General features: G+C 33.8%; 27 protein-coding genes and 1 tRNA gene. 17 read left to right on the top strand and 11 right to left on the bottom strand.

Translation table 11 applies throughout. The features are described 5' to 3' along the window. Nucleotides 1–37 precede the first annotated feature (37 nt). Genes ABXQ82_RS11315 through ABXQ82_RS11300 form a run of 4 tightly spaced genes read left to right on the top strand, consistent with a single transcriptional unit; the run spans nt 38 to nt 3476 of the window. On the top strand, nt 38–406 hold the full coding sequence (locus tag ABXQ82_RS11315; RefSeq protein WP_367059363.1) for a PaaI family thioesterase: 369 nt from the start codon (nt 38–40) through the stop codon (nt 404–406). Further along, complete coding sequence (locus tag ABXQ82_RS11310) at nt 407–1489, top strand: amidohydrolase family protein (protein ID WP_367059360.1); 1083 nt, start codon at nt 407–409, stop codon at nt 1487–1489. 23 nt (nt 1490–1512) lie between these two features. After that, complete coding sequence (locus ABXQ82_RS11305; protein WP_367059358.1) at nt 1513–2157, top strand: O-methyltransferase; 645 nt, start codon at nt 1513–1515, stop codon at nt 2155–2157. A 50-nt stretch (nt 2158–2207) separates the two neighbouring features. Beyond that, entirely contained in the window at nt 2208–3476 is a 1269-nt protein-coding gene (locus ABXQ82_RS11300) for a T9SS type A sorting domain-containing protein (RefSeq protein WP_367059356.1), read from the top strand. Between the two features lie 88 nt (nt 3477–3564). Here the strand turns inward: ABXQ82_RS11300 and ABXQ82_RS11295 are convergent, their stop codons facing one another. The 6 genes from ABXQ82_RS11295 to ABXQ82_RS11270 all read right to left on the bottom strand — a co-directional run bounded on the left by ABXQ82_RS11295 (nt 3565) and on the right by ABXQ82_RS11270 (nt 11073). Further along, nucleotides 3565–5838: an ATP-binding protein gene (locus ABXQ82_RS11295; RefSeq protein ID WP_367059353.1), complete on the bottom strand. Its 2274-nt coding sequence runs from the start codon at nt 5836–5838 to the stop codon at nt 3565–3567. 116 nt (nt 5839–5954) lie between these two features. After that, complete coding sequence (locus tag ABXQ82_RS11290) at nt 5955–6242, bottom strand: twin-arginine translocase TatA/TatE family subunit (RefSeq protein ID WP_367059351.1); 288 nt, start codon at nt 6240–6242, stop codon at nt 5955–5957. Between the two features lie 78 nt (nt 6243–6320). Then, on the bottom strand, nt 6321–8618 hold the full coding sequence (locus tag ABXQ82_RS11285) for a M1 family metallopeptidase (RefSeq protein WP_367059348.1): 2298 nt from the start codon (nt 8616–8618) through the stop codon (nt 6321–6323). 109 nt (nt 8619–8727) lie between these two features. Beyond that, nucleotides 8728–9231 carry a DUF6702 family protein gene (locus ABXQ82_RS11280; RefSeq protein ID WP_367059346.1) on the bottom strand — a complete coding sequence of 168 codons (504 nt, stop codon included), beginning with the start codon at nt 9229–9231 and terminating at the stop codon, nt 8728–8730. A gap of 150 nt (nt 9232–9381) precedes the next feature. Next, nucleotides 9382–10116, bottom strand: a complete 735-nt coding sequence (locus ABXQ82_RS11275) for a hypothetical protein (RefSeq protein WP_367059343.1) — start codon at nt 10114–10116, stop codon at nt 9382–9384. 159 nt (nt 10117–10275) lie between these two features. Continuing rightward, the gene (locus ABXQ82_RS11270; RefSeq protein ID WP_367059341.1) at nt 10276–11073 is read right to left on the bottom strand and encodes a carboxypeptidase-like regulatory domain-containing protein; all 798 of its coding nucleotides are present in this window, start codon (nt 11071–11073) and stop codon (nt 10276–10278) included. Between the two features lie 149 nt (nt 11074–11222). On the opposite strand from ABXQ82_RS11270, the gene pepE reads away from it, so the two are divergent. Beyond that, on the top strand, nt 11223–11930 hold the full coding sequence (gene pepE / locus ABXQ82_RS11265; RefSeq protein WP_367059339.1) for a dipeptidase PepE: 708 nt from the start codon (nt 11223–11225) through the stop codon (nt 11928–11930). A gap of 31 nt (nt 11931–11961) precedes the next feature. Here the strand turns inward: pepE and ABXQ82_RS11260 are convergent. Then, nucleotides 11962–12034 (bottom strand) — tRNA-Gly (locus tag ABXQ82_RS11260). 48 nt (nt 12035–12082) lie between these two features. After that, the gene (locus ABXQ82_RS11255; protein WP_367059336.1) at nt 12083–12508 is read right to left on the bottom strand and encodes a GNAT family N-acetyltransferase; all 426 of its coding nucleotides are present in this window, start codon (nt 12506–12508) and stop codon (nt 12083–12085) included. Between the two features lie 72 nt (nt 12509–12580). On the opposite strand from ABXQ82_RS11255, the gene ABXQ82_RS11250 reads away from it, so the two are divergent. Together ABXQ82_RS11250 and ABXQ82_RS11245 are read left to right on the top strand one after the other, a co-directional pair. Next, nucleotides 12581–13027, top strand: coding sequence for a GNAT family N-acetyltransferase (locus ABXQ82_RS11250; protein WP_367059333.1), 447 nt, complete (start codon nt 12581–12583; stop codon nt 13025–13027). A gap of 95 nt (nt 13028–13122) precedes the next feature. Further along, the gene (locus tag ABXQ82_RS11245; protein WP_367059330.1) at nt 13123–13890 is read left to right on the top strand and encodes a M48 family metallopeptidase; all 768 of its coding nucleotides are present in this window, start codon (nt 13123–13125) and stop codon (nt 13888–13890) included. Nucleotides 13891–13958: 68 nt separating this feature from the next. Here the strand turns inward: ABXQ82_RS11245 and ABXQ82_RS11240 are convergent, their stop codons facing one another. Then, complete coding sequence (locus ABXQ82_RS11240; protein WP_367059327.1) at nt 13959–14354, bottom strand: ankyrin repeat domain-containing protein; 396 nt, start codon at nt 14352–14354, stop codon at nt 13959–13961. Nucleotides 14355–14589: 235 nt separating this feature from the next. On the opposite strand from ABXQ82_RS11240, the gene gpmI reads away from it, so the two are divergent. From gpmI to ABXQ82_RS11215, 5 genes are all read left to right on the top strand, one after another. Next, the gene (gpmI, locus tag ABXQ82_RS11235; RefSeq protein ID WP_367059324.1) at nt 14590–16107 is read left to right on the top strand and encodes a 2,3-bisphosphoglycerate-independent phosphoglycerate mutase; all 1518 of its coding nucleotides are present in this window, start codon (nt 14590–14592) and stop codon (nt 16105–16107) included. Nucleotides 16108–16158: 51 nt separating this feature from the next. Beyond that, the gene (locus ABXQ82_RS11230; RefSeq protein WP_367059321.1) at nt 16159–16572 is read left to right on the top strand and encodes a BT0820 family HAD-type phosphatase; all 414 of its coding nucleotides are present in this window, start codon (nt 16159–16161) and stop codon (nt 16570–16572) included. Then, nucleotides 16569–17387, top strand: a complete 819-nt coding sequence (gene map / locus ABXQ82_RS11225) for a type I methionyl aminopeptidase (protein WP_367059318.1) — start codon at nt 16569–16571, stop codon at nt 17385–17387. The genes ABXQ82_RS11230 and map overlap by 4 nt, the downstream gene beginning before the upstream one ends. 79 nt (nt 17388–17466) lie before the next feature. Beyond that, complete coding sequence (locus ABXQ82_RS11220; protein ID WP_367059315.1) at nt 17467–17841, top strand: GxxExxY protein; 375 nt, start codon at nt 17467–17469, stop codon at nt 17839–17841. A 124-nt stretch (nt 17842–17965) separates the two neighbouring features. Then, nucleotides 17966–18733 (top strand): class I SAM-dependent methyltransferase, encoded by a 768-nt coding sequence (locus ABXQ82_RS11215; RefSeq protein WP_367059312.1) that lies wholly within the window; start codon nt 17966–17968, stop codon nt 18731–18733. Between the two features lie 179 nt (nt 18734–18912). Here the strand turns inward: ABXQ82_RS11215 and ABXQ82_RS11210 are convergent, their stop codons facing one another. Further along, on the bottom strand, nt 18913–19896 hold the full coding sequence (locus ABXQ82_RS11210; protein ID WP_367059309.1) for an FAD:protein FMN transferase: 984 nt from the start codon (nt 19894–19896) through the stop codon (nt 18913–18915). After that, on the bottom strand, nt 19897–20274 hold the full coding sequence (locus ABXQ82_RS11205) for a Na(+)-translocating NADH-quinone reductase subunit F (protein WP_367059306.1): 378 nt from the start codon (nt 20272–20274) through the stop codon (nt 19897–19899). A gap of 178 nt (nt 20275–20452) precedes the next feature. On the opposite strand from ABXQ82_RS11205, the gene ABXQ82_RS11200 reads away from it, so the two are divergent. The 5 genes from ABXQ82_RS11200 to ABXQ82_RS11180 all read left to right on the top strand — a co-directional run bounded on the left by ABXQ82_RS11200 (nt 20453) and on the right by ABXQ82_RS11180 (nt 24915). Continuing rightward, nucleotides 20453–21103 (top strand): porin family protein, encoded by a 651-nt coding sequence (locus ABXQ82_RS11200; RefSeq protein ID WP_367059303.1) that lies wholly within the window; start codon nt 20453–20455, stop codon nt 21101–21103. Between the two features lie 308 nt (nt 21104–21411). After that, a complete protein-coding gene (locus tag ABXQ82_RS11195) occupies nt 21412–22569 on the top strand; it encodes a hypothetical protein (protein WP_367059300.1) in 1158 nt (385 codons plus the stop codon). 57 nt (nt 22570–22626) lie between these two features. Next, nucleotides 22627–23403 carry a hypothetical protein gene (locus ABXQ82_RS11190; protein WP_367059298.1) on the top strand — a complete coding sequence of 259 codons (777 nt, stop codon included), beginning with the start codon at nt 22627–22629 and terminating at the stop codon, nt 23401–23403. 192 nt (nt 23404–23595) lie between these two features. Next, on the top strand, nt 23596–24165 hold the full coding sequence (locus ABXQ82_RS11185; RefSeq protein ID WP_367059295.1) for a sigma-70 family RNA polymerase sigma factor: 570 nt from the start codon (nt 23596–23598) through the stop codon (nt 24163–24165). Between the two features lie 3 nt (nt 24166–24168). Next, a complete protein-coding gene (locus ABXQ82_RS11180) occupies nt 24169–24915 on the top strand; it encodes a tetratricopeptide repeat protein (RefSeq protein WP_367059292.1) in 747 nt (248 codons plus the stop codon). The last annotated feature ends 4 nt before the right edge of the window (nt 24916–24919 follow it).

Raw genomic sequence — 24919 nt, 5'->3', positions numbered from 1 at the left:
TGAAACTGCAAAAAAGAGTTTTTATAAACAAGGTTTTATGAACAAACTTGGAGCAAAATTAGTTTCAATTGAAAAAGGTGTTGTCATTATTGAATGTGAATTAAATGAAACACTAACACAACAACATGGTTTTTTTCATGCTGGCGTCATAACAAGCATTGCTGATGTAGCTAGTGGATATGCTGCATTAACAACAATGCCAAAAGGTTCTGATGTGCTTACGGTAGAGTTTAAAATCAATTTTATAAGAGCCGCCAAATCAAAAAAAATCAAAGCTACCGGCAAAGTTATAAAATCTGGAAAAACACTTGTTTTTTGTGAAAGCACGGTTACTGATTCAGAAAATGACACCATATTTGCCACAATGCAAGCCACAATGATTTGTTTAAAACCTGATTCACTATAAATGAAACGCAAACTTCGTATAAACGGTCATTCGCATTTATTACCTTATCCTGAGGAAATACCAGAATTCATGCGTGAAAAAGGTATTTTTTGGGTAGATAAGGACAGAAAATTTATGTTACAAAAAGATTGGAAACGCCCTGTAACGGATTCTAGTTTTTTTCTTGATGAAAAACTGGAATGGATGGAACGCTTTAAGATCGACCATGCGGTGGTTTTAAATTTATCTCAATTGTATGGCAATGGTTTGCGTGTTGAAGAAATGAAAAAAGCGTTGCGTTTCCAGAATGATTTTAATGCTAAAATACAGCATGAACATCCTAGTAAATTCACCTGCGGTTTTGTGGTGCACCCCGGTTTTATTAGAAGTGCGTGTTGGGAAATTGAACGTTGTGTAGAAACCCATGGCATGCGTTTATTGTGTTTACCAACACATTATATGGACACTATTGGCACATGGCGTTGTATTTTTGACGAAGAAAACGAACCGCTTTTTGAATTGGCAGATAAATATAATTTGGCAGTTGAAATTCATCCTTATGATGGCGAAAAATTTATCAATTTAGAAAATACATCATGGCGGTTTCATTTAATTTGGATGTTGGCACAATGTGGTGATGCTTATCATTTTTTAACGCTGAATGGTTATCAAGATAAATTCCCGAACATGCGCACTTGTTTTGCCCATGGCGGACAATTGGCACAAATTAATTTAGGACGACGCATTCAAGGTTTTGATGGCAGGCCCGATTTATTTGAAGGCAAACACCACCCAAGAAAAGCAGTTGGGCATAAAAATATTTTTTTCGACACTTTGGTACATGATACTGGTGGTTTGGAATTATTGATACGAAACCATGGGGCTAAACAAGTGCTTATGGGCTTAGACGATCCTTATCCACTTGGAGAAATGGAAAGTGAACCACAATCTTCTTATCCCGGAAAATTATTGGATTTAGCTATTGAAAGAAAAATTATTACCAAACAAGAATATGATGCTATTTGGGAAGATAATGTGTTGCAATGGTTATTTGGGGATGATGAAATTGGCAAAGAAAAATTGATACATAAAATTTTAAATTAACAAAAAAGAAGATCTAAACCATCATGCATTTTATTCCCGAAAACATAGATGATTACGTTGTAAAACATTCTGAAGACGAACCAGAATTATTACAACAATTAGCCAGAGAAACTTACCAAAAGATTCTACAACCCAGAATGTTGAGCGGCCATTATCAAGGGCGTGTTTTAAGCATGATTTCTAAATTGGCAAACCCTAAAAACATTTTGGAAATTGGGACTTATACCGGTTATTCTGCACTATGCTTAGCTGAAGGCTTGCAAGCTGATGGCGAATTACACACTATTGATATTAATGAAGAATTAGTTGATTTTCAAAGAAAATATTTTGATAAATCTGAACATGGGCATCAAATTTTTCAGCACTTAGGGAATGCTTTAGATATTATTCCAAAGTTGGATAAAACTTTTGATTTGGTTTTTATTGATGCTGATAAAGAGAATTACTCTCATTATTTTGAGATTGTAATTGACAAGCTAAACGTTGGCGGTATTATTTTATCTGATAATGTGCTCTGGAGTGGCAAAGTTTTAGAAACCACCTTTAAAAAAGAGGATACTGCTACCCCTGCTCTCATCGAATATAACGCCCTTTTAAAAAACGATAAACGTGTGGAAACCATTCTCTTGCCTATAAGGGATGGCTTAACAATAAGCAGGAAAGTATAAAAAAAGACATATTATTGTTAGATTTTTCATATTTTTATTAAAAACCAACCATGAAAAACCTAACCACCCTTTGTCTTGCCCTATTAGTTTTTGCTTTATACCCAACATTAAATCATGCCCAATGCGCTTTAAACAATGCGCCCCCAGGCGAATATATAGACACAGATATTTGTCAATATGTTAAAGCACCGGCAGGCACTTATAGCCCCGGTGGAAATATTACAGCACCAATAAACTGTGCGGCTGGAAAGTTTTCTTCTGTTTCTGGGAGTGAGTTTTGTATAGATTGTCCTGCGGGAAGGTTTCAAGCAAACGAAGGCAGTACCGAATGTGTTAATTGTCCCCCAGGAAGTTTCTCTAACCTTACCGGTAGTGTAGCATGCACGCTTTGTCCCGCTGGCAGGTTTCAAGCTAACGAGGAAAGTACTGAATGTGTTGAATGTTCTGAAGGCAGTTTTTCCGATTCTGTAGGTAGTGTAGCATGTACTGAATGTCCACCAGGTAGATTCCAAGCAAATAAAGGAAGTACCTCATGCGAAGCTTGCGCTGAAGGCAACTATGCAGCTACTTCTGGTAGCGTAGAATGTATAGCATGTGCACCGGGCAAATTTCAGGCTAATATTGGCAGTGTCGATTGTGAGGATTGTCCTCAAGGGAAATTCTCTAGCACCTCTGGAAGCTCATCCTGCATAGATTGTCCCGCTGGGAGATTTCAAGCAAACGAAGGAAGCACCGAATGTGAGGCTTGTCCTCCCGGGGAATTCTCTAGTACCCCTGGTAGTGCAGCATGTCAAGCTTGTGCTGAAGGTACATATGCTGCTACTTTTGGAAGTTCAGAATGTATAGCATGTGCCCCAGGCAAATTCCAGGCTAATATTGGTAGTGTCGATTGTGAGGATTGTCCTCCTGGAAAATTCTCTAGCACTTCTGGAAGCGCATCCTGTGTAGATTGTCCTGTAGGAACATTTCAACCAAGTTCGGGCAGTATGGAATGTATTAATTGTCCCGATGGTAGTTCTACCTCTGGTAGTGGTGCCATAACCTGCGACGTTACGCTAAACCTTAAAGAAAGTTCTTTTTCTGAAATTATTAAATATTATCCAAATCCTTCTAATGGCACTATTACTTTTGATCTGAACAAACCGCAAGACAACTTAAACGTGGAGATCATTGATGTGTACGGAAAAAAAATCCTTTCAAAACGTTATGAAAACATTCAAATGTTTAAAATAAACATGAACACTTTTTCAAACGGGAAGTATATTTTTAAAATTTGGACTGATCAAGAAACTGCTGTTTTTGGAATTTTAAAGCAGTAAAACTAAAATTTCCTATATCAAACCAAAACTAGATAAAACCTTTGATTTGATATTTATTGGTGCGGCTAAACAAAACTATTCGCTAAAATCAAGAGGCAATAACTAACTCAATATTATTTTCGTTTGCCTTTTGAATATGCGTTTCTATAGTCTGGAAAAATTCATGATTGTCAAAAGGCTTCGTAATAACATCATTAAAACCTACATTTTTATAATCTTGTCTAAAGGTTTCAATGTCTGCGGCGGTTAACGCTATAATTGGCACTATTTTATTAAATCCCCTAATAATCTTAGTGGCTTCACTACCATTCATAATCGGCATATTAATGTCCATTAATACAAGATCAAAATCATTCTCTTTTATACAATCAACTGCTTTTAAACCATTATCAACTATCTCACAGTAATACCCCTGATTCATCAATAAATTTTTGGTTACAATCTGGTTGATTTTATTGTCCTCAGCAATTAATATTTTATGTTTTTTTCCTTTTTTAGAGTTTACACAACTAATATTATCATTACATATTCTTTGAGGTTTTTTAGTTTTATCAATTTCAGAATTGATGTTAAAACTAAATTTAGTCCCTACTCCAATTTTACTTTCCAGCTCGATTTCGCTTCCGAATAATTCTAAAATATTTTTTGTTATTGAAAGTCCTAAACCTGTGCCTTGATATTTAACATTATTTTCATTGCTTAATTGAGAAAAATTATCAAAAATTGTACTGAATTTTTCTTTTGGTATTCCCACACCTGTATCTTCTATTTCAAATCGAAAATTAACCTTATCAGCCTCTAAGGTCAATAATTTAATTCTTATGTTGATTTCTCCGCTTTCCGTAAACTTAATACTGTTTCCTATTAAATTAATTAAAACTTGAGATAGCCTCACTTTATCGCATCTTATGTTTTCGGGGATAGCATCTGCAATTGATACTTTAATTTTATTGTTGGTTTCTTGCAATCTATATTCGAATGAATCCACAATTTGATAAATCAAGGATTTTAAATTTACGGATACATTTTTGAGTTCTATTTTTTGAGCTTCAATTTTATTGACTTGTAAAATATCGTTTACAAGGTTTAAAAGATAATCACTAGAATATTTTAGAGACTTTAAATATTTAATTTCTGTTTTATTAAAATTCTTGGTATCGTCAAGCAATAATGATGCTATACCAACCACACCGTATAGCGGAGTTCTTAATTCGTGGGTTACACTAGAAATAAATTTCGACTTTAATTCTGATGTTTTCAAGGCTTTATCCTTGGCAATTTCCAATTCTTCATTTTTTATTTTCAATGCATTGCTCAGTTTCTTTTTTGAAACATAACTAACAACTAAAGTAACCAGGGTTAAAAAAAGCAAAAACAATATGATTGATATAATTACATTAATTTTCCTTGTTTCCTGGGTCATTTCTATTTGCTGAAGTCTTTTATAATTAGCAAAATCTGCATCAAACTTATAGTCGGCAATAATAAATTTAGACTTGGCAAGAATATCTTGATTAATTTTTTCCTTATTTATATGTGCTTTTTTATAGTTATTATGTTTTAATAAGTTTGAATAAGCTTCATCACTATTTCCCATGTCAGAATGAAGTTTGGATAATTGCTTATGAGTTTTACTTAAAAGCATCAAATTTCTTTTTTGCTGCTTCGTTCCTAAAACAGAGATTGTGTTTTTAAACTTTAGAATAGCATCATTTTGACTGCCTTTAGAATCAAAATAAAGTCCATAAACATAATTAAAATACCCCTTGGTGTAAGAATCTACATTATTGTTCTTCACGTATTCTTTTGCACTAGTTAATGCAAGCAAAGCCTTGTCTGGCTCATTTGTTTTTAGCAATACCTCAGCTAGGTTTATTTTAATTTTTAATACTATAAATTGTAATTTCTTCTCGTCTTTTTTATTAAGAGCATCATCGTTTTTAGAAGTTTTGTGTTTTAATGCTTCTTCAAAATAAAAAACAGCTTTTTTAAATGCGCCTTTATTTTTATATAACTGTCCTAAACCTAAATAAGTCTTTGATATCAAATAATTATCCCCAATGTTTTTTGACGACTCTAAAGCTGAATAGTAGCAACTTACCGCAGACTCCTTGTTTTGCATTACATTGTAAATATTGCCTAAATTGTAGTTAGCAACTGCATTACCGTAAACATCTTGTATAGAATCTGACAATACTTTAGACCTACTAAATTCATTAAAAGATTTAGCAATTTGGTTATCGTTATAATGTTTTAAAGCGGAAGAATTCAAGTTATCAATATCTTTGATAACTCCTCTATCTCTTTGGCTACTCGCCAATATAGATATAGACAGAAAACATATGAGCAGGTTTATTTTCATGTTTATTAAGTTAGGTTAGGGACTAACAAATTATTTACATTTCGTAATAATAGTGAAATAATCGCTGAAAAGAACTATATTTCAGGTAAATAACTAAATGTGTAAGAAAACAAACTCTAAAATTTGCGTTTCACCGATCCAGTAAAGTCTTCGATATCATCTTTTACTTTATCAATTTCTTTTTTAACATCTTTGGTGATGCTAGTGTCCATGCCATGATTTTCGGCAGTTTTGGTGATTTCGTGTTTAATATCGTTGGTGGCATCCTTGAGTGTGCGCATGCCTTTTCCAAGACCACGAGCTATTTCGGGCAGTTTATCGGCACCAAAAACCATGATGGCAATAAATAGTATAAAAGCTATTTCGCCACCGCTGATAAATAAGAATGTTGCTTGATGTATCACAGTACAAATATAGTGACTTGTTTTGTTAGAATAAAAAAAAGCCGATTTTAAAAAACGGCTTATAATAAAACATAATTTTTATCCTTTTACCTTTTCTTTGAATTTTTCGAACTCTCCTTGCACAACCTTCTTTGGCCATGAGTTGTTTGCTGTATCTACATCGGCAGTTTCTAAATTTGGGTCTAATGTTATGTGCACTATTTCTTTATCACTTGCTATTGCTTTGGTGACTTCATTATCATTAAACCTCCAGATCTGAGCTGGATAGGTCTCCAATTTTTTTGAGCCATCTGCATAGGTATATTCTACTATAATTGGCATCACCAACCCTCCTGGCTTTTCGAAAGTAATATTATAAAAATACTTGGGGTTTTTAATGTTTTGGCGCTCTTGCTCGGTAAAATTATCCATCACATATTCCTTTACTGAAAACGCTTCTAATGTGTTTTGGTCTTTCATCGATGCTTCAAAATCCTCGCTACTTTCATCAACCATATAAACTAATGGTCTTAATTGACTCTTTTCAAGACCTTTTTCTTTCATCAATTTTTCAATAAATGTATTTGACAATACATGGAATTTTTTCACGTCCTTGATACCAATATCTACCCAATCGGTAGTGTAGAACCAACCTCTCCAAAACCAATCTAAATCTACAGCTGATGCGTCTTCCATGGTTCTAAAGAAATCTTCTGGTGTTGGGTGCTTAAATTTCCATCTGTTGGCATATTCTTTAAATGCATAATCGAACAGCTCTCGCCCCATTACCGTTTCTCTTAAAATATTTAATGCTGTTGCTGGCTTTCCATAGGCATTATTACCAAGTTGATATACATTGAGACCTTTGGTCATTATGGGGGCAATTTTATCTTGATTTCCACTCATATAAGGCACAATTAAACGTGCTGGGCCACGATCTACTGGATATGTATCGTGTTGTGGAGATAAAGCTTCTGGATAGGCTTCTCCAAATTCTAATTGGGACAGGTATTCTAAAAATGTATTTAAGCCTTCATCCATCCAAGCCCATTGGCGCTCATCACTATTCACGATCATTGGGAAGAAATTATGCCCAATTTCGTGGATAATCACTCCCAGCATTCCGTACTTTACACGGTCGCTATATGTGCCATCTTCCTTGGGGCGACCATAATTCCAACAAATCATAGGATATTCCATACCTTGATTTTTGGCATGAACCGAAATAGCCTTATGGTATGGATAATCAAAGGTCATTCGTGAATATGTTTTTAAAGTACTCGCTACAGCTTTGGTGGACCAGTCTTCCCATAACGGATTACCTTCTTTTGGGTACATAGATGCCGCCATAACATCTTTATCTCCAATTTTTACGGCCATCATATCCCAAATAAATTTTCTTGATGACGCAAACCCAAAATCGCGTACGTTTTCGGCTTTTAATTTCCATGTTTTTGTTTTATTCGAAAACTCTTTTTCTGCAGCTTCGGCTTCTTCTTGTGTTACAATAAAAATCGGTTCATCATAAGATTTTTTGGCTTTTTCATAACGCTCCAACATGGTTTTGGAAAACACTTCTTTTCTATTGGTTAATTTACCTGTGCCATCCAAAATATGGTCTGCTGGAACGGTAATGTTAACTTCGTAATCTCCAAATGGTAAGGCAAACTCATCACGCCCCCAAAACTGGGAATTTTGCCAACCTTCAACATCGCTATAAACCGCCATTCTTGGAAAAAACTGTGCAATGACATAAGCGCGGTTTCCGTCTTTTGGAAAATATTCGTAACCAGAGCGATCTCTTTTAATGACATGATCGTTAATGTTATACCACCATTTTATTGAGAACGAAAACTTATCGCCACTTGCTAATGGTTTTGGTAATTCCACACGCATCATGGTACGGTTAATCATATGTGATAACGCATTTCCGTTGGCATCTTTAACTTCTTGAATATGAAATCCGCCATCAAACGATTCCCTTACGAAGTCATTTACAAACTCTTTTGGAGATATTACTGGCGTTACAGAACTGCTTTCAATTAATGGCGATTTAGAATCTTTAGCGCGTTTATTTTGATCTAATTGTACCCATAAATAGTTTAAAACATCTGGAGAGTTGTTAGTGTATGTAATTGTTTCAAAACCTGAAAGTTTTGTGTTTTTATCATCTAAAACGATATCCATTTTATAATCTGCCTGTTGTTGATAATAGGCATGTCCTGGAGCGCCAGAAGCAGCTCTATACATATTAGGCGTTGAAAACTCATCATAAAGCTGCCTAAATTTGTTAGTATTTTGATGTCCCTTTTTTGGAGTTTGATGTTCTGGGTCTTGGGCATACATGGCCGATGAGATAAAAACAACGGATAAAAAATAATGCAGAAGATGTTTCATTGTTAATCTTATAATTTATTAAATAATTCAATAATATGGTAACAAATATTTAGTATTTACTACATAAAACATACAAAAATACAGTTTTTAAGAAGGATTAAACTTTAAATTAATTAAAATTTAACAAAGCAGTATCATTTTGTTTTGTAAGGATGCAACTTTTTTGTTTGGAGTTAATATCCAATTTTATAATATTTTGCTGTTCTGAGAATAGATCAAAAAGCGTTTGGTTTGAAATTTCGAAGGTTTTTACAGCTTCAACATTTTCAATTTCTAAATAAGATTTTACAATTCCCGTCTCCATTTCTTTTCCTATAAAGACAAAACTTACTGCTTCATCGTTAATCTTTATTTTAATTTTTGCATTCAGGTATTTTTCAATGTATAAATCGTTTGTTCTTGAATTTTCATCATCAAGAGTAATAGCTTCATCATAGCGTTCTCGTAATACATTTTCTAAATCATCAATAAAAATGCGTGTGATTATTTGTATTGATTTTTTTTCTCCTATATACTCTATTTGGGTGTTACTGATGTAGTATTTATGTAACGACACAAACGAGCTTAATGACACAAAAAGCAATAGGAACAAAATGGGTTTATAGGATTTCATAGTTTTAGAATGATGGCTAATGTAATTATTTTTGGATTTCAAAAGCTGTTCCAAAGAGATTTAATGAGGCGAAACTGAATAAAATATTAAGACACGGATTTCACAGATTTTCACGGATTTTAAAAAAAATCTAAAGATTTTTTCTTTTGTTTAATTCTTTAATTCTTGCTGATTTGCTTTGTATTGTCTGAGTTTTTCTTTTAAGAATTCCAAAACTTCTAAATCGGGTTTTCCTGCGCATTTTGAATAGAAATTTTCATCCATTTCGCAGAAATAGAAAAAGTCTGCTCTAAACGCTTCTTCTAGGGGATTTATGCTGAATAAAATCTCCGAAAATTTACTACGCAGTTTGTTCATAAGTGCTTCACTATTTTCATGTTTAACACGTGCTTTAAGCATTTTTGTTCTGCCTGTAATTTCATTTATAATTGGATCAATCGGAATTTGTCCTGTTAAAGGTGAATACCATTTTAATTTCTGCCCATTTGCTCCAGTAGTTGCCGCATTTAACCGCCTTTCACTCTGCGTTGCTGGTTTTCCTGTATAACCTGGAATGCCCAAGTCGTAAAAATTTATTGGTGCTTTTCCTTCAATATTATCAATATCTGATAGCAAATCTCCCGTTAAAACTTTACCAACTGTAACTTCGTCAAGTATGTTTACTTGTTCTTCTAATTTTACAATAACGGTTTTAGCATTAATTATTTCTTTTGAAACCACAATCTCTTTTGATTGATGTTGAACAGATGAAAAACTTAAGGTATCATTTAATTTTACTGGAATTGTAAATTCGCCATTTTTATCAGTAATCGTAAATTTTTGTGCCGTTTTATTAATGATGTGAATATTTTCAACATTATTCACGCCAACTACTTTTCCAGACATGTTTACAGTTTGGGAAACAACTAACTGTACAGAGAAACCCATTATAAAACACACTAAAACCTTCAAAAAATAAATTATTTAGAAGATAAAGAACGCTAGTTTCGTGTTAAAAAAAATAAAAATGGAATTTAAAGTTTTGTTAAATGAGCGCTCAATCATTTACTTCTTATTAAGAAACTCAACACTTTTTTGATTTAAAAGTTCTAAAAACTCTAGTTCTTTACCGTAATTTAATAATGAAAAATCGAAGTCGTCCCTGTGTACATAAGCAATAAAATCTTCCACACGATGTTCTGGAATCTTGAAATTATCGACCAAAAATTCCGAAGCAAAATAATATTTTATGGCTTTTGAAGGCACCTTAGGAATATTTGACGCTTTTTTCTCTTTAGCTTCAGAACGAAAAACCGGAAGCAACAATTGATCAACAACGTTTACAATATTAAGTCCGTTATAGAGCCTTACTTTTTCAGCATTTACCGTCATGTTTTTAACCTCTGTTTTATAATCGGTTTCAAAACTATATTCGCTACTGTGCTTTACACCAAAATACAAAGCGTCCAATTTTGGATTAAAAGTTTCAGAATCGCCAATATCCGTTTCTAAATTTCCTGACAAACCTTTCGTTTTAACAATAATTTCATCCAATTTATTAATCTCTTCAATTAAAAAAATCTTCATATTTCTAGAGGCTACAATGTCTTTATTTACCTTAAAACTTAAATTCTGGAATTGTAGCGCACTTACTTCTATGATATCGTTTAATGCTACGGCAATCTTAAATTCCCCATTGTTATCGGTAATTGTACCTTTATTGGAAGATGCATTAAAAATAGTAATCCCCGAAATATCGCTATGTTCTATCACTATTTTTCCTTGAACATCGGTTCTTGTGATATTTTGAGAATTAACTGTTATGGCCGAGAGAAACAATACTAGGCAGAATATCTTTTTCATAGGTTAGGTTTTGGTCAAAAATATAAGATTAAAAAGCATTTAGCAACTGCTTCATTTATTAAAAATACGACTTATAACTGGGTTTTTAAAATGCGAATGATTTAATTATCAAATAAAATTGTTTAGCTTTATCATAAAACATTTTTATAATGCGTCATATAATTATCGCAAGTACATCTACTATTCATGGATCTGGTTATTTAGACTATTTATTAGATGAATTAACTATTCTTTTCAAACACACCAAAACCATTGTTTTTATTCCTTATGCAAGACCAGGCGGTGTCTCACATGACGACTATACTGCTATTGTTTCGATGGCATTTTCTAAAATAGGAAAAACCATAAAAGGACTTCACACTTTTGAAAACCCAAAGGAAGCTATTAAAAATGCTGAAGGCATTTTTGTTGGAGGCGGCAATACGTTTGTTTTGACCAATCAACTCTATAAAGACGATTTAATTTCTACATTAAAAACCGTTGTAACTAACGGAACGCCCTATTTAGGCACTAGTGCTGGCAGCAATATTTGTGGTTTAACCATTAAAACCACCAATGATATGCCAATAATTTACCCACCCAGTTTTAACGCTCTAGGCTTAGTCCCTTTTAATATCAATCCCCATTATCTAGATCCTGACACAAAAAGCAAACACATGGGCGAAACACGAGAGACTAGAATAAAAGAGTTTCATCATTTTAATACGCCACCTGTGGTTGGTTTACGCGAAGGAAGCTGGTTACATGTTAACAATCAAAATATTACTCTAAAAGGAACGCTTTCTGCAAGAATTTTTGAATATAATAAGCCACCTTATGAAGTTGAAAGCGGCGCTTCTTTAAACGATTTAAAATAAAAAAGCTTCATCTTTTAAAATGAAGCTTTTGAGCGAGAGACCGGGTTCGAACCGGCGACATTCAGCTTGGAAGGCTGACGCTCTACCAACTGAGCTACTCTCGCAATAGCACCACAAATATATATAATCTATGTATTGAAATGCAAAAAAAATTACAATTTCTTTAAAAAATGAAAGCCCAAAATTTTAAAACCTTCGTTGAAATAAAATTTGTGCGACAAATGGTTGCTAACATAAGTATTTAACTCGATGGCTTCACAATTTTTAGATGTTACGTAATCATAAATCCAGTTAAAAAACTGTTTCCCAAGACCTTTACCCCTATACGCTTCATCAATATAAACATGGTCTGGCTCGACACTTTTACCTGAGTAATGGCGTGTACAATACCAAAGTCCGCAAACCCCAATAATTTTAGTGCCGTTAATGATGACGGCACACTCATAATTTTGTTCAGACATTTCTAAAAAACGTTGCTTTAGAATGTCCTGAGAAACTGTATAATTATCCAGTTTTTCAACCAATGGCACTATTTGTTCTATCTCTTCCTTTTTTAGGATTTTAAAACTGTAAGACATCTTTTTTTAATGTGAAGATAATATTTATTTAAATTTGAAGATACTTGATAAAAACTAAAAGTATTCAGGATTTTGAAACAGAATTATGATATAAAGCAAATTAATGCAGAAGACACCTATACCGTTAGGCACCCTATTTTGAGAGCGGGAAAACCAATTGCAACATGTGCTTTTGATGGCGATGATTTAGAATCGACCATTCACTTGGGATTATTTTCTAATAATAACCTCATTGGAGTTGCTTCATTTATGAAAAATAAAAATGAATGGTTTAATAATAAACTTCAATATCAACTTCGTGGAATGGCACTTTTAAAAGAACATCAAGGTTTAGGTTTGGGAAAAATGATGCTGTCTTACGGTGAAAACTTATTGAAATTAAGAAACATAAAAATAGTGTGGTGCAATGCTAGAGAAACAGCCTTAAACTTCTATAAACAAAACGATTATTCTACAATTGGAAAACCATTTGAAATCGCTGAAATTGGAGTGCATTACACCATGTATAAATATCTATAGCATAGGTTTCAAAATAAAGTGACAGTTTCACAAAAAATGTGTCACAAAATTATAAGTCAAAATTTTGTAATTTAATACCCTAAAACCACTTTAAAATGAGAGGAAGAAATTTTAAAATAAGACTGCTGATTGGTGCTGCGATAGCTTTATTTTTCGTTTTAAAACGTTGCAGCCAGCGTGAAGAAAACCCATATACAGGAAGAATGCAAACCATTTCTATGACTCCAGAAAAGGAAATTGCCATTGGTTTACAAAGTGCACCGCAAATGGCACAACAACATGGAGGTTTACATCCAGACAACCAATTACAAGCCATGGTTGACAATGTTGGCAACAAACTAGTTAACAGCAGTATCGCAAAAAAAACACCATACAAATACGAATTTCATTTATTAAATGACCCCAACACAATTAATGCCTTTGCATTACCAGGAGGGCAAGTATTTATTACTTATGCCCTTTTAAAAAAACTAGAAAACGAAGATCAATTGGCTGGTGTTTTAGGACATGAAATTGGTCATGTTTTAGGAAGGCATAGTGCTGAGCGTATAGCAGAGAGCGAATATTGGCAAGGATTAGCTACAGCCGGTTCGGTAGGCGCAGATATGGGAGGATTAGTTAGCGGTATTGGTCAAAACACACTCTTGACCAATGGAAGGGATGACGAACTGGAAAGCGATGATTTAGGTGTGAAGTTTATGATTAGAGCAGGTTATAACCCTCAAGAAATGATTGGTGTTATGGAAATTTTAAAAGACGCCGCAGGCCCAAATAGAGTTCCTGAATTTAAAAGCACGCACCCTGATCCAGAAAATAGAATTGAAAAAATACAGGAAGCTATAGAAAAATACAAAAATCTATAATTAAAAAAAGCCCTTTAAAAAGGACTTTTTAGAGTGACTAACTCAAAGTAATTATATAAAATATATAATTATTTTTTCTTCTTTGCCAATGCCTCTTTTAAAATAGCTTCGGCAGCTTTAGCCTTATGCAGTTTCGCATACTTTAAAGCTGTCATGCCTTTTTCTGATTTTACTTTTAACTTAGCACCTTTTGCAATTAACAGTTTTAAGATTTTAGTTCTATTGAACTTAGCAGCGTACATTAGAGGTGTTAAACCATTAGATTTTTGATTCACATCAGTACCCAATTCTATCAATTTTTTAACAGTTTCTATATCGCCCTTGGCAATTGAAACACAAAAAGGATTTACGTTTGTTACGGCTTGAACTTGAGTTGTGTGATAAGATTCAAATGAAGTTTTTGCATTAACACTTAAAACTGAAAAGCATAACGCGATTGCGGAAATAATGATTGTTTTTTTCATGATGAAAGAATTTTGATTTGATGAATGATTGTTTTTTGATGATACTAAATAGACGACTAAAAATTTAATTTGTTACACAAAAAAATCTTAAATAACTTTTTTTTAACGTTTGCATCAGAAAATTTTCTAATATAATATCACTTCAAAACATTCCTAATGAAACAATTATTTCAAAATTATTGGGACAGGTAATCGCTTTAAAATTCTTATATTTGCAGCCTAAAATTCAATAAAAATGAACAAAAAAGTCATCCTTATGATCCTTGACGGTTGGGGGAAATCTCCAGACCCAAAAGTTTCTGCAATTGATAATGCAAATACACCTTTTATAGATAGTTTATACACAAAATACCCAAGCGCTTCTCTTAGAACAGACGGTTTACATGTTGGTTTACCCGAAGGCCAAATGGGAAATAGTGAAGTAGGGCACATGAATTTAGGCGCAGGTAGAATTGTATATCAAGATTTGGTAAAAGTGAATTTGGCAGTTGAAAACAAAACGCTTAATACCGAAAAAGTATTGGTTGATGCTTTTGATTATGCCAAAAAGAATAACAAAGACGTTCATTTTTTAGGATTATTAAGTAACGGAGGCGTGCATTCCCACATCAATCATATTAAAGGTTTAGTGGATGCAGCTAATGAAGCTGGAGTAAAAAACTCTTACATCCATGGATTTACAGACGGTCGTGATGTTGACCCAAAATCTGGTGCTGGATTTGTAAAAGATTTGCAATCTCATATTGAAAATACAAATACTAAAATAGCTTCAATTTGCGGCCGTTATTACGCCATGGATCGTGATAAGCGCTGGGAGCGTATAAAGTTTGTTTATGATGCCTTGGTAAAAGGTATTGGCGAAGCATCAAAAAACTTAGTGGCTTCAATTGAAAACAAATATGCAAATGAAATAACTGATGAGTTTATAAAGCCACTAATTGCCGTTGATGATAAAAACATTCCAATCGCAAAAGTGAAAGATGGCGATGTTATTATCTTCTTCAACTTTAGAACAGACAGAGGACGGGAATTGACAGAAGCTTTAACGCAACAAGATTTTCCAGAGCATGACATGGAAAAACTCGATTTACATTATGTGACATTAACCAATTATAATGACACCTATAAAAACATCAATGTTATTTTCAATAAGGATAATTTAACTGAAACTTTAGGAGAAGTTTTAGAAAAGCACAATAAAAAACAAATTAGAATTGCTGAAACCGAAAAGTATCCGCATGTTACTTTTTTCTTTTCGGGCGGTCGTGAGGCACCATTTAAAGGTGAGGATAGAATTTTAAGAAATTCGCCAAAAGTAGCCACCTACGATTTAAAACCAGAAATGAGTGCTTTTGAGCTAACTGATGCTTTAGTGCCAGAACTTAAAAAAGGGGATGTTGATTTTGTATGTTTGAATTTTGCAAATGGCGATATGGTAGGACATACAGGTGTTATGGAAGCCGCCATAAAAGCATGCGAAGCTGTGGACAAATGTGTAAAAGAAGTTGTGAGTACAGCATTAGATAATGGCTATACCACCTTACTTATTGCAGATCATGGCAACTGTGAAACCATGATCAATCCAGACGGTTCGCCAAACACCGCGCATACTACAAACCCTGTACCTATTATCTTAATTGATAAAGATTTAAAAGATATAAAAGACGGAATTCTAGGCGATTTAGCACCTACAATCTTAAAACTTATTGGTGTTGAACAACCTAAAGCCATGACGCAACACCCTTTGGTTTAAGCAGATAGCACAAAAATAATTACCTTTGCAGAAATTTAACCTTGAATTGAAATGAATTTTAGTGATACTCGTTTAATAGCCGTAGATTTTGACGGCACCATCGTGGAAGATGCCTATCCTAGAATTGGGAAGCCTCAAATGTTCGCATTTGAAACCTTAAAAAAGTTACAGGATGAAGGGCATCGTTTGATACTATGGACTTACAGATGCGGAGATAGATTGGATGAGGCAGTTGCTTTTTGTAAAGAAAACGGCATCATTTTTTACGCCATTAATCAAAGTTTTCCCGAAGAGGAATATACACCCGAAGTAAGCAGAAAAATTAATGCAGATTTGTTTATAGACGATAGGAATATAGGCGGGTTTTTAGGATGGGGACAAATCTATCAGATGTTAATTGATACCAGGGAGCATCCCTTACCCGTAAAAAAGAAAAAGAGTTTTTTAGATATTTTTAGATCATGATTAAAGTAAAAACTAGAGAAGAAATAGAATTAATGCGCGAAAGTGCATTGATAGTATCTAAAACTTTAGGTGAATTAGCAAAAGTCATTAAACCTGGTGTGACAACATTAGAACTTGATAAAATTGCCGAAACCTGTGTTAGAGACCATGGCGCAATTCCAGGGTTTTTAGGATTGTATGATTTTCCCAATACACTTTGTATGAGTCCGAACTCGCAAGTCGTTCACGGTATTCCAAATAAAGACCCTCTTCTTGAAGGCGATATTATTTCTATAGATTGTGGTGCACTTAAAAATGGTTTTTACGGAGACCATGCTTACACATTTGCCGTAGGAGAAATAGACGCTGAAACTGAAAAGCTTTTACAAGTAACCAAGGAATCACTTTACGTTGGTATTAGAGAATTTAAGGCGAATAATCGTGTAGGTGATGTTGGTTATGCCATTCAAAAATATTGTGAAGCCCATGGTTATGGTGTGGTTAGGGAATTGGTAGGTCATGGTTTAGGCAGTAAAATGCACGAAGACCCAGAAATGCCCAATTACGGAAAACGAGGCAGAGGTAAAAAATTTATTGAAGGCATGGTTGTAGCAATTGAACCCATGATTAATATGGGAACTCAGCGTATAAAACAACATAGGGACGGTTGGACCATTACTACCCAAGATGGTAAACCTTCTGCACATTTTGAGCACGATGTTGCGCTAGTTGATGGGAAGCCAGAATTGCTTTCTACGTTTGCTTATATTTATGATGCGCTTGGGATTGTTAGTGATGAGGAGGTTGAGTTTAGACAAAGCGCAATGGTACTCTAATTTTTTTTAGACACGGATTTCACGGATTTTCACGGATTACTCACTCTTAACTTAACCTTTCATATTAATTAAATAGGCTATGGGGCAACTACTTTATAATGATGACACCTATAAAATTATCGGAATTTGTATGGACGTTCATAGAGAATTAGGTAAAGGATTTAGCGAAGTGGTTTATGGAGATGCTTTAGAGATTGAGTTGATAAATAATAAAGTAAACTATTCAAGAGAAACAAAATTCAATATTGTTTATAAAGGAAATTTATTACCACATAGGTATAAAGCTGATTTTATTATTGAAAACAAAATTGTTTTAGAAATTAAGGCAATAAGCATGCTCACAGACTCTCATATTAAGCAAACACTCAACTATCTTGCAGTTTCAAAATTAAAACTAGGTCTATTGATCAATTTTGGCGAAGATAGTTTAAAGCACAAAAGAGTCATTTTTTAAAAATCCGTAAAAATCCGTGTCAAAAAACTGTTCAAACTTATACCAAACATCATCCGCAGACTTTTCCAAATCAAACGAAATTAGAAGAATCATTTTTTTAAATCTGTGAAAATCCGTGAAATCCGTGTCAAAAAAACTCTTCAAATTAATATTAAATTCAGTTCCCAGACCTCTATTAATTAGATTAAGTTACATCATTCGTCCTGTTTTGGCATTCTTTTTAAAAGGAAATACATTTACCGACCCAATTGATGGAAAAAGCTTTAAAACCTTTTTACCATACGGATATGGCAAGCAACGTCATAATGTACTCTCCCCTTCCACCCTTTCCTTAGAGCGCCATAGATTATTGTGGTTGTATTTAAAGAATGAAACCGATTTCTTTTCTGCTAATTTGAAAATATTACATTTTGCTCCAGAGCAAGCGTTTTTCAAACGTTTTAGAAAGATGAAGAATTTAGAGTATGTAACAACTGATTTGAATTCCCCTTTAGCTGATGTAAAAGCAGATATTTGCAATCTTCCTTTTGAAGACAATGAATTTGATGTTATTCTTTGCAATCATGTTTTAGAACACATTCCTGATGACACTAAAGCAATGCAAGAACTGTATCGTGTTATGAAACCTGGCGGCTATGGCATTTTTCAAATCCCGCAAGACTTAAATAGAGCGACTACTTTTGAAGATGACAGTATAACGGATAAAAAGGAACGTGCTAAAATTTTCGGTCAATACGACCATGTTCGGGTTTATGGTTTAGACTATTTTGACAAACTTCGAAGTATTGGTTTTAAAGTTCAGGAAGTTGATTATACAGCAAAACTTTCCGCCGAAGCGATAGAAAAATATTGTTTGGCTGAAGGTGAAATTATCCCTGTGGCTTATAAATAGAACTGATTTTTTTGACGCAGATTACACGGATTTTCACGGATTTTTAAAAAAAAATAAATCTAGAATTCTACCACTTTACTAGTGTTGAAGAGGTGGATTATACGGCTTCTCTTTCCGCAGATGCGATAGAAAAATATTGTTTGGCTAAAGGCGAAATTATTCCGGTAGTTTCTAAGTAATTAATCCACAGGAAATCCATTTAAAGCTAGAGTTTCTAATTCTTTATTATCATTTTCAAAAATTAAAAACACTTTAAGTTCTGGATGCTTTTCTAAAAACGCTTTAACTTTTTCAATTCCCATGGCCTTAAATGCCGTTGCATAGGCATCGGCGGTCATACAATTTTCAGCAATAACAGAAATGCTCAATAAATTTGTTTTACTCGGGTAACCAGTATCCGTGTCAATAATATGAGAGTATCGGTTGCCGTCTTCATCAGTTTTAAACTTTCTGTAAGTCCCAGAAGTTGCCATAGCCTCATTTTTTAAACTTACAGCTTTCAAAACAGACTGTTTACTGTCAAAATTAGGCGCTTCTACCCCAACCTTCCAAGGTAATTTTTTTTCAATGTTTTCGCCTTTTGCGCGTATTTCTCCTCCAATTTCAACTAAATAATTATTGCTGTTTTGCGATTCTAAAAACTCACCTATGACATCAACTGCATAACCTTTGGCAATGGCATTAAACTCTAAATACACATTAGGGTTTGATTTGATAATTTCATCATCTTTTCTATAGGTTTTATCGTAACCTACATAGTGCATCAAACTATCAATTTTTAAACTATCTAAATTTTCAATTGCACGTTCTGCACCAAAGCTCCATGCATTCACAACGTTACCAATTGTAGGATCGAAAGCCCCTTCTGTAAGTCCGAATATTTCTTTTGAAGCATCATATACTTTCGCGAAATGCGCATCAATTTTAACGGCTTCATTTCTATTTAATTTCGAAATATCGGAATCTGATTGATAGGTAGATAATGATCTGTTCAACACATAAAATAAACTATCAAATTGCTTTTGATAATCCAATTCTGCATCATAAATAATAGAATAACCGGTACCAAAAACAGTACCTTTTAATTTTGTGTTTTTTGCATTCTTAGTAGCACAAGAAAAGCTTAAAACCAAAAGCGATACTCCAAATATAAATTTATTCATTTAATTTAAATTAGTTTCCAAAACTTGAATACCATTATATTCAAAAAGATATTCTTCGTCTAGGTAAATAGGTAATGATTCGCCGTTTACATTACCAATTCCAACACCAGCATAAAGCACTTTAGCTTCATTTTCCCTAGCATGCTTTTTAAAAGATTCCATCCAAACAATATCATAATTATTGGGGTTTTCTGGTAAAATTACTGCACGGACAATGACGAAAAAGTACTGAGCGTTTTTATCGATACAGACAAACTGCGGATGCTTTTTTAGTTTACTGTTTACTGCAATAAACTCGAACCCGCGCTGCTCTAAATCTTTCCCAACGTGGTTCATGGCCAAATTATGTAATTCTTGTTCTGTAAGCGGTTTATTCATGGTGCAAAAATACTATAAAAGATGTTTTGATGATGACATTTTTAAATTATTTAGATGTATAGAAAATAACCACAAACTAAACCACATGAAAACCTAAGAGCGCGTAATTCAAAAAAAAAAAAAAAATCAATTTCAATTTTAAAAAAAAGTTAAACCATTTATTTAAAAATCAAACAACATGAAAAAAGTTTATGCAACAGCAATCGTAATTTTAAGTATTGTATTTACCGTTAATGCCCAAGACATTAAATTTGGCGCAAAAGCAGGTGTGAATATTGCTTCTGTAACTGGAGATATTAATAATGCAAAAAGTAGAACAGCATTCCATATTGGAGGTATGGCGGAAATTCCAATATCTGCGGAATTTTTTGTACAACCAGAACTTTTATTTTCCTCACAAGGCTATAAAGTAGATAATGGAACTGGTGTGTTAAACTACATTAATCTCCCCATTATAGGCAAGTATTTTGTAACCGATGAATTAAGTATAGAAGCCGGCCCTCAAATAGGTTATTTACTCTCCGCAACCATTAAAGTAGATGAAGTAAATAATGGCGGGGGCAACGGAAACGAACCTTTACCAAATACTGCAACAAAAACAGCCAACACTAAATCATCAAGTGCTGCTAGTAGTTTATTGGATTCTGACATAAAAGAGTTTTTTAACAGCACAGATATTTCATTTGGTATTGGCGCAGGTTATAAATTAGAAAATGGTATTAATCTATCTGCTCGTTATAATATTGGGGTATCCAATATTTCTAAAGACAACAGCGATAATATTAAGAGCAGTATATTCATGCTATCTATAGGCTATTTTTTCTTTTAAAACCACGCAGATAGTGGTATCGAATTTTATTTGAGTTAGTCAAGAACATGTATAATTCCTGCTTCATCTACAAAGTGAAGAAAGAATGTGCATGTTTTCTTTTTTATTATTCTTCTAAGTACGTGACAAAAATTTGTTTAAGTCAATAGCTAGGAAACAAGACCTGTCAGGTTTTAAAAACCTGACAGGTCTTGTTAAATGACAGCAATGATTTGTCATGTACTAACTATTTTTTTATAAAGATGATGACATTTTAAAATAAACACGATGTGCTAGTATAAACATTTATTAATCTTAATACTAGCCTTATGAAAACGTCTATTTACCTCAGCATATTTTTTACAGTTCTGCTTTTTTCTTGCGGACAACAACAAAAAGAAAATAACGATTACGCGAATTTTGATGCTGATTATGAAGGTTATAACGACCTTGAAAACAATCAACAAAACAACTACCAATCTAACACGAACAGGCCTTCTAACAAAAACAACATGAAAGGCTACAGCGTCATGAGCAAGCAATTTGGTATGCCAGTTGGGGTCATGCCAATTCCAAGTTCTTGGGAAGTAAAAAACAATACTAAAGAAGGTATTTTATTTGAATCTGCCGATGGTGTTAAAGTTTATGGAGAGCGTTTTATTTCTCACTTCTATTCTAACAACCAACAGCTAAATTATTTTGCGCAACAAAACGGCACCAAAATTAAACCCGTTAAAAATATCCAACGAGTTATTAAAGAGGATATCCTTCCGTATGCTGAATCTGAAGGGATGCGTTTGGTAAATCAATTTCCACTTCCCCAACTTGCCCAATTCGACAAACGTTTTGACAGTTATTTGTTTAAAGGCATGCCAGAGAACAAACAATTTCAATGTATTGCTACAGAATGGATTGATAAGGACGGTGGTAAATCCATTGGTATTATTCGCTATTTTACCAATCAATATCCAACAACTGGCGGTATGGATTGGGGCTATACATTAAACTCTATGGGTGCTTCAAAAAATAATTATGAAGCAGCTAAAAAAGCGTTTATAAACTCATTGGTAAACTTTCAAATAAATCCGCAATGGGTGGAAGCTAACAACAGATATTACTCCCAACTTTCACAACAAAGCAATGCAGGCCATCAACAACGCATGGCGGCAATTAGAGCCCAAGGGCAAGCGTCTAGAAATATTGGCAACACATACAGTTCCATATCAGACAGTAATCATGAAAGCTGGAAACGTAGAAATGGTATGCAAGATGCAGGACACTCCAATAGTATAAATAGTGGTGTTTGGGAACGCAGCACAATTTCCAATCCTAACACGGATCAAAGCTATCAAGTTGAGGGGCAGTACAATCAATATCATATGAATAGCAACAATGAATATATAGGAACGGACAACACCTTATACGACCCAAATTTAGATCCGAATATGAACAACCAAAATTGGACACAATACAATAATGAAAACTAAAATGATGACATTTTTGTTTAATAACGATGATTATAAAAACTATTTACTGATAGAATTATGAAAGCAATAAAAATATACAGCCTTTTAGCAATACTCATTCTTTTAGCGTCTTGTAGCAAAAATAATGATGACGCAAATAATTTTGCTAATGCAATATCGCAACAAGGTTGCCCAAATGTAGTTGGACCAACTGCTGTGTATTGGGATTATGCCCATGGAATCCCTGCGCCTTTTAGTAGAGTACCCTTGATTACAAACCCTCAAGGTAGGTTTAATCATCAAGCGGTATTCACAAATATTTCGGTTTCAGTTCCCCAGGGCTATACCGCAACCCAAATTTTAGAACAAAACTTTACTTATGGTATGGATTTGAGAAGACGTAATAATAACCAAACCGAAGTCCTATGGCGCTATTATCCTATCACTACTTTTTCTGCCAATTTAACTGTAGATCAAATTAGAGCTTTGGTTATTAATCAATTAATGGTAACCGAATTTGGTTTCAATGGCACCCCAACAGTCGAGTGCGCTCCACCAAATCAAGCCTTAGATTTTGGTGGCGTTAGACGAGTTTTCAGTTCCAGATCAATAACATTTCAAAACACCAGAGCTATTATATGGATAGCGGTAACAAATGCAGGATTGAACACAAGCTCTGTGACCATATCGGTTTCCGCAGCACCAATCAACGAGTATAACACTATAGTAATGGACGTATTTTTTCCCTTAAGTTTTGAATTATTGATAAGAGACAAAGACTCCCTTTCTGATAGAGATAGAGACGGAACACCAGATATAGACGATCCAGAACCCGATAATCCTAATGTACGATAAGAATTTAAACAATATAAAAATGGAGGAGTAGCCACCAACCTTTCAGAGATGGCTCAGGGTTGGTAAGCGCAGCCCCCGGGATTTGTGAAATAATAACTAATAAAAAAGTTGATAATCGAATTAATAATCATTTAATAGTGAAGTGTTTGTTCTAAAATGAAATAATTGTATATTTCCTGTTGCTATTATTCGATGGGGAAAACAATACATTTACTAAATCAGTCTCAACTTGTTGACGGAATAAGATCTAATGATTCTGAGGTCTTAAAACATGTTTATACAACTAACTATCCTAAAGTTGAAGCTTTAGTATTAAAAAATAGTGGTTCTATCGCGCATGCTAAAGATGTCTATCAAGATGCTTTTATTACGGTATGGACACACATTAAAAACAACAAATTTGTACCACAAAATGATACTGCCATACAAGGTTATTTGTATAGGATATCAAAAAATAAATGGACAGATGTTTTAAGGTCAAAATCATTTAAAAACTCAAAACCACTAGTTGTTGAAACCTTAGCAGAAGTGAAAGACGACGAAGAACATAACGAACCTGATAGTAAAAAACTAAAAATTGCCATGACTGCCTTTGAAAATTTAGGGCAGCCATGCAAGCAGCTTTTAAAAACATTTTACTTTGAAAAAAAATCGTTAAAAGAAATTTCCATTGAATTAAAAATTGAAGAAACCACAGCTCGCAATAAAAAATACAGATGTATGCAAAAACTGAGAGCTGTTGTTCTTGCCTCAAAACAATAAACATTGAAAGATAATAGCAATAACATATCAGAAGAATTATTGGAGACCATAGAGCGTTACCTAAACGACTCTTTAAGCTCTATCGAACTCAAAGATTTCGAGAGGCTTTTGGATATTGATGAAGATTTTAAAGCTCAAGTAGATGACGTAAAAACCATGCTATTTGGTATTGAAACCCAATCTTTAAAAGAACAACTGGACGATTTTCACAAAGAGATGCCCCAAACAGATGTGCAAAAAAAAATAGTATCTCAAAAAGTTCGTTTTTTGAATTATAGCAAAATTGCTGCTGCGGCTGCCATAATAATCGCAGTAGGCAGTATTTGGTTTTTTAGTGGCTCACCAAATGAAAAATTATATACCAAACATTTTAAACCAGATCCGGGTTTGCCCACTACCATGAGTAGTACTGATAACTTTGATTTCTATGATGCCATGGTAAATTACAAACATGCCGATTACGACTTGGCTATTGAAAAATGGCGCGTACTAAGTGAAAGCCAACCTGAAAACGACACATTAAATTATTTTATAGGCGCAGCGTATTTGGCTAACAAAGATGCCGACAAAGCCATTCCCTTTTTAGAACGCGCCACAGCATCTGAAGATGACTTTGCTTTTTTAAACGATGCCTACTATTATCTAGGATTGGCATATTTAAAAGAAGGCAATATTGAACTGGCAAAAGAACAACTTAATTTAAGTAATACAGATTCGGCTAAAGAAATTCTCTCGAAATTGACAGATTAAAACT

This window comes from Algibacter sp. 2305UL17-15 (genome assembly GCF_040720935.1).
Lineage (GTDB): Bacteria > Bacteroidota > Bacteroidia > Flavobacteriales > Flavobacteriaceae > Jejuia.
Note: the sequence above shows the minus strand (reverse complement) of the source record. Positions and strands in the feature narration are given on the sequence as shown.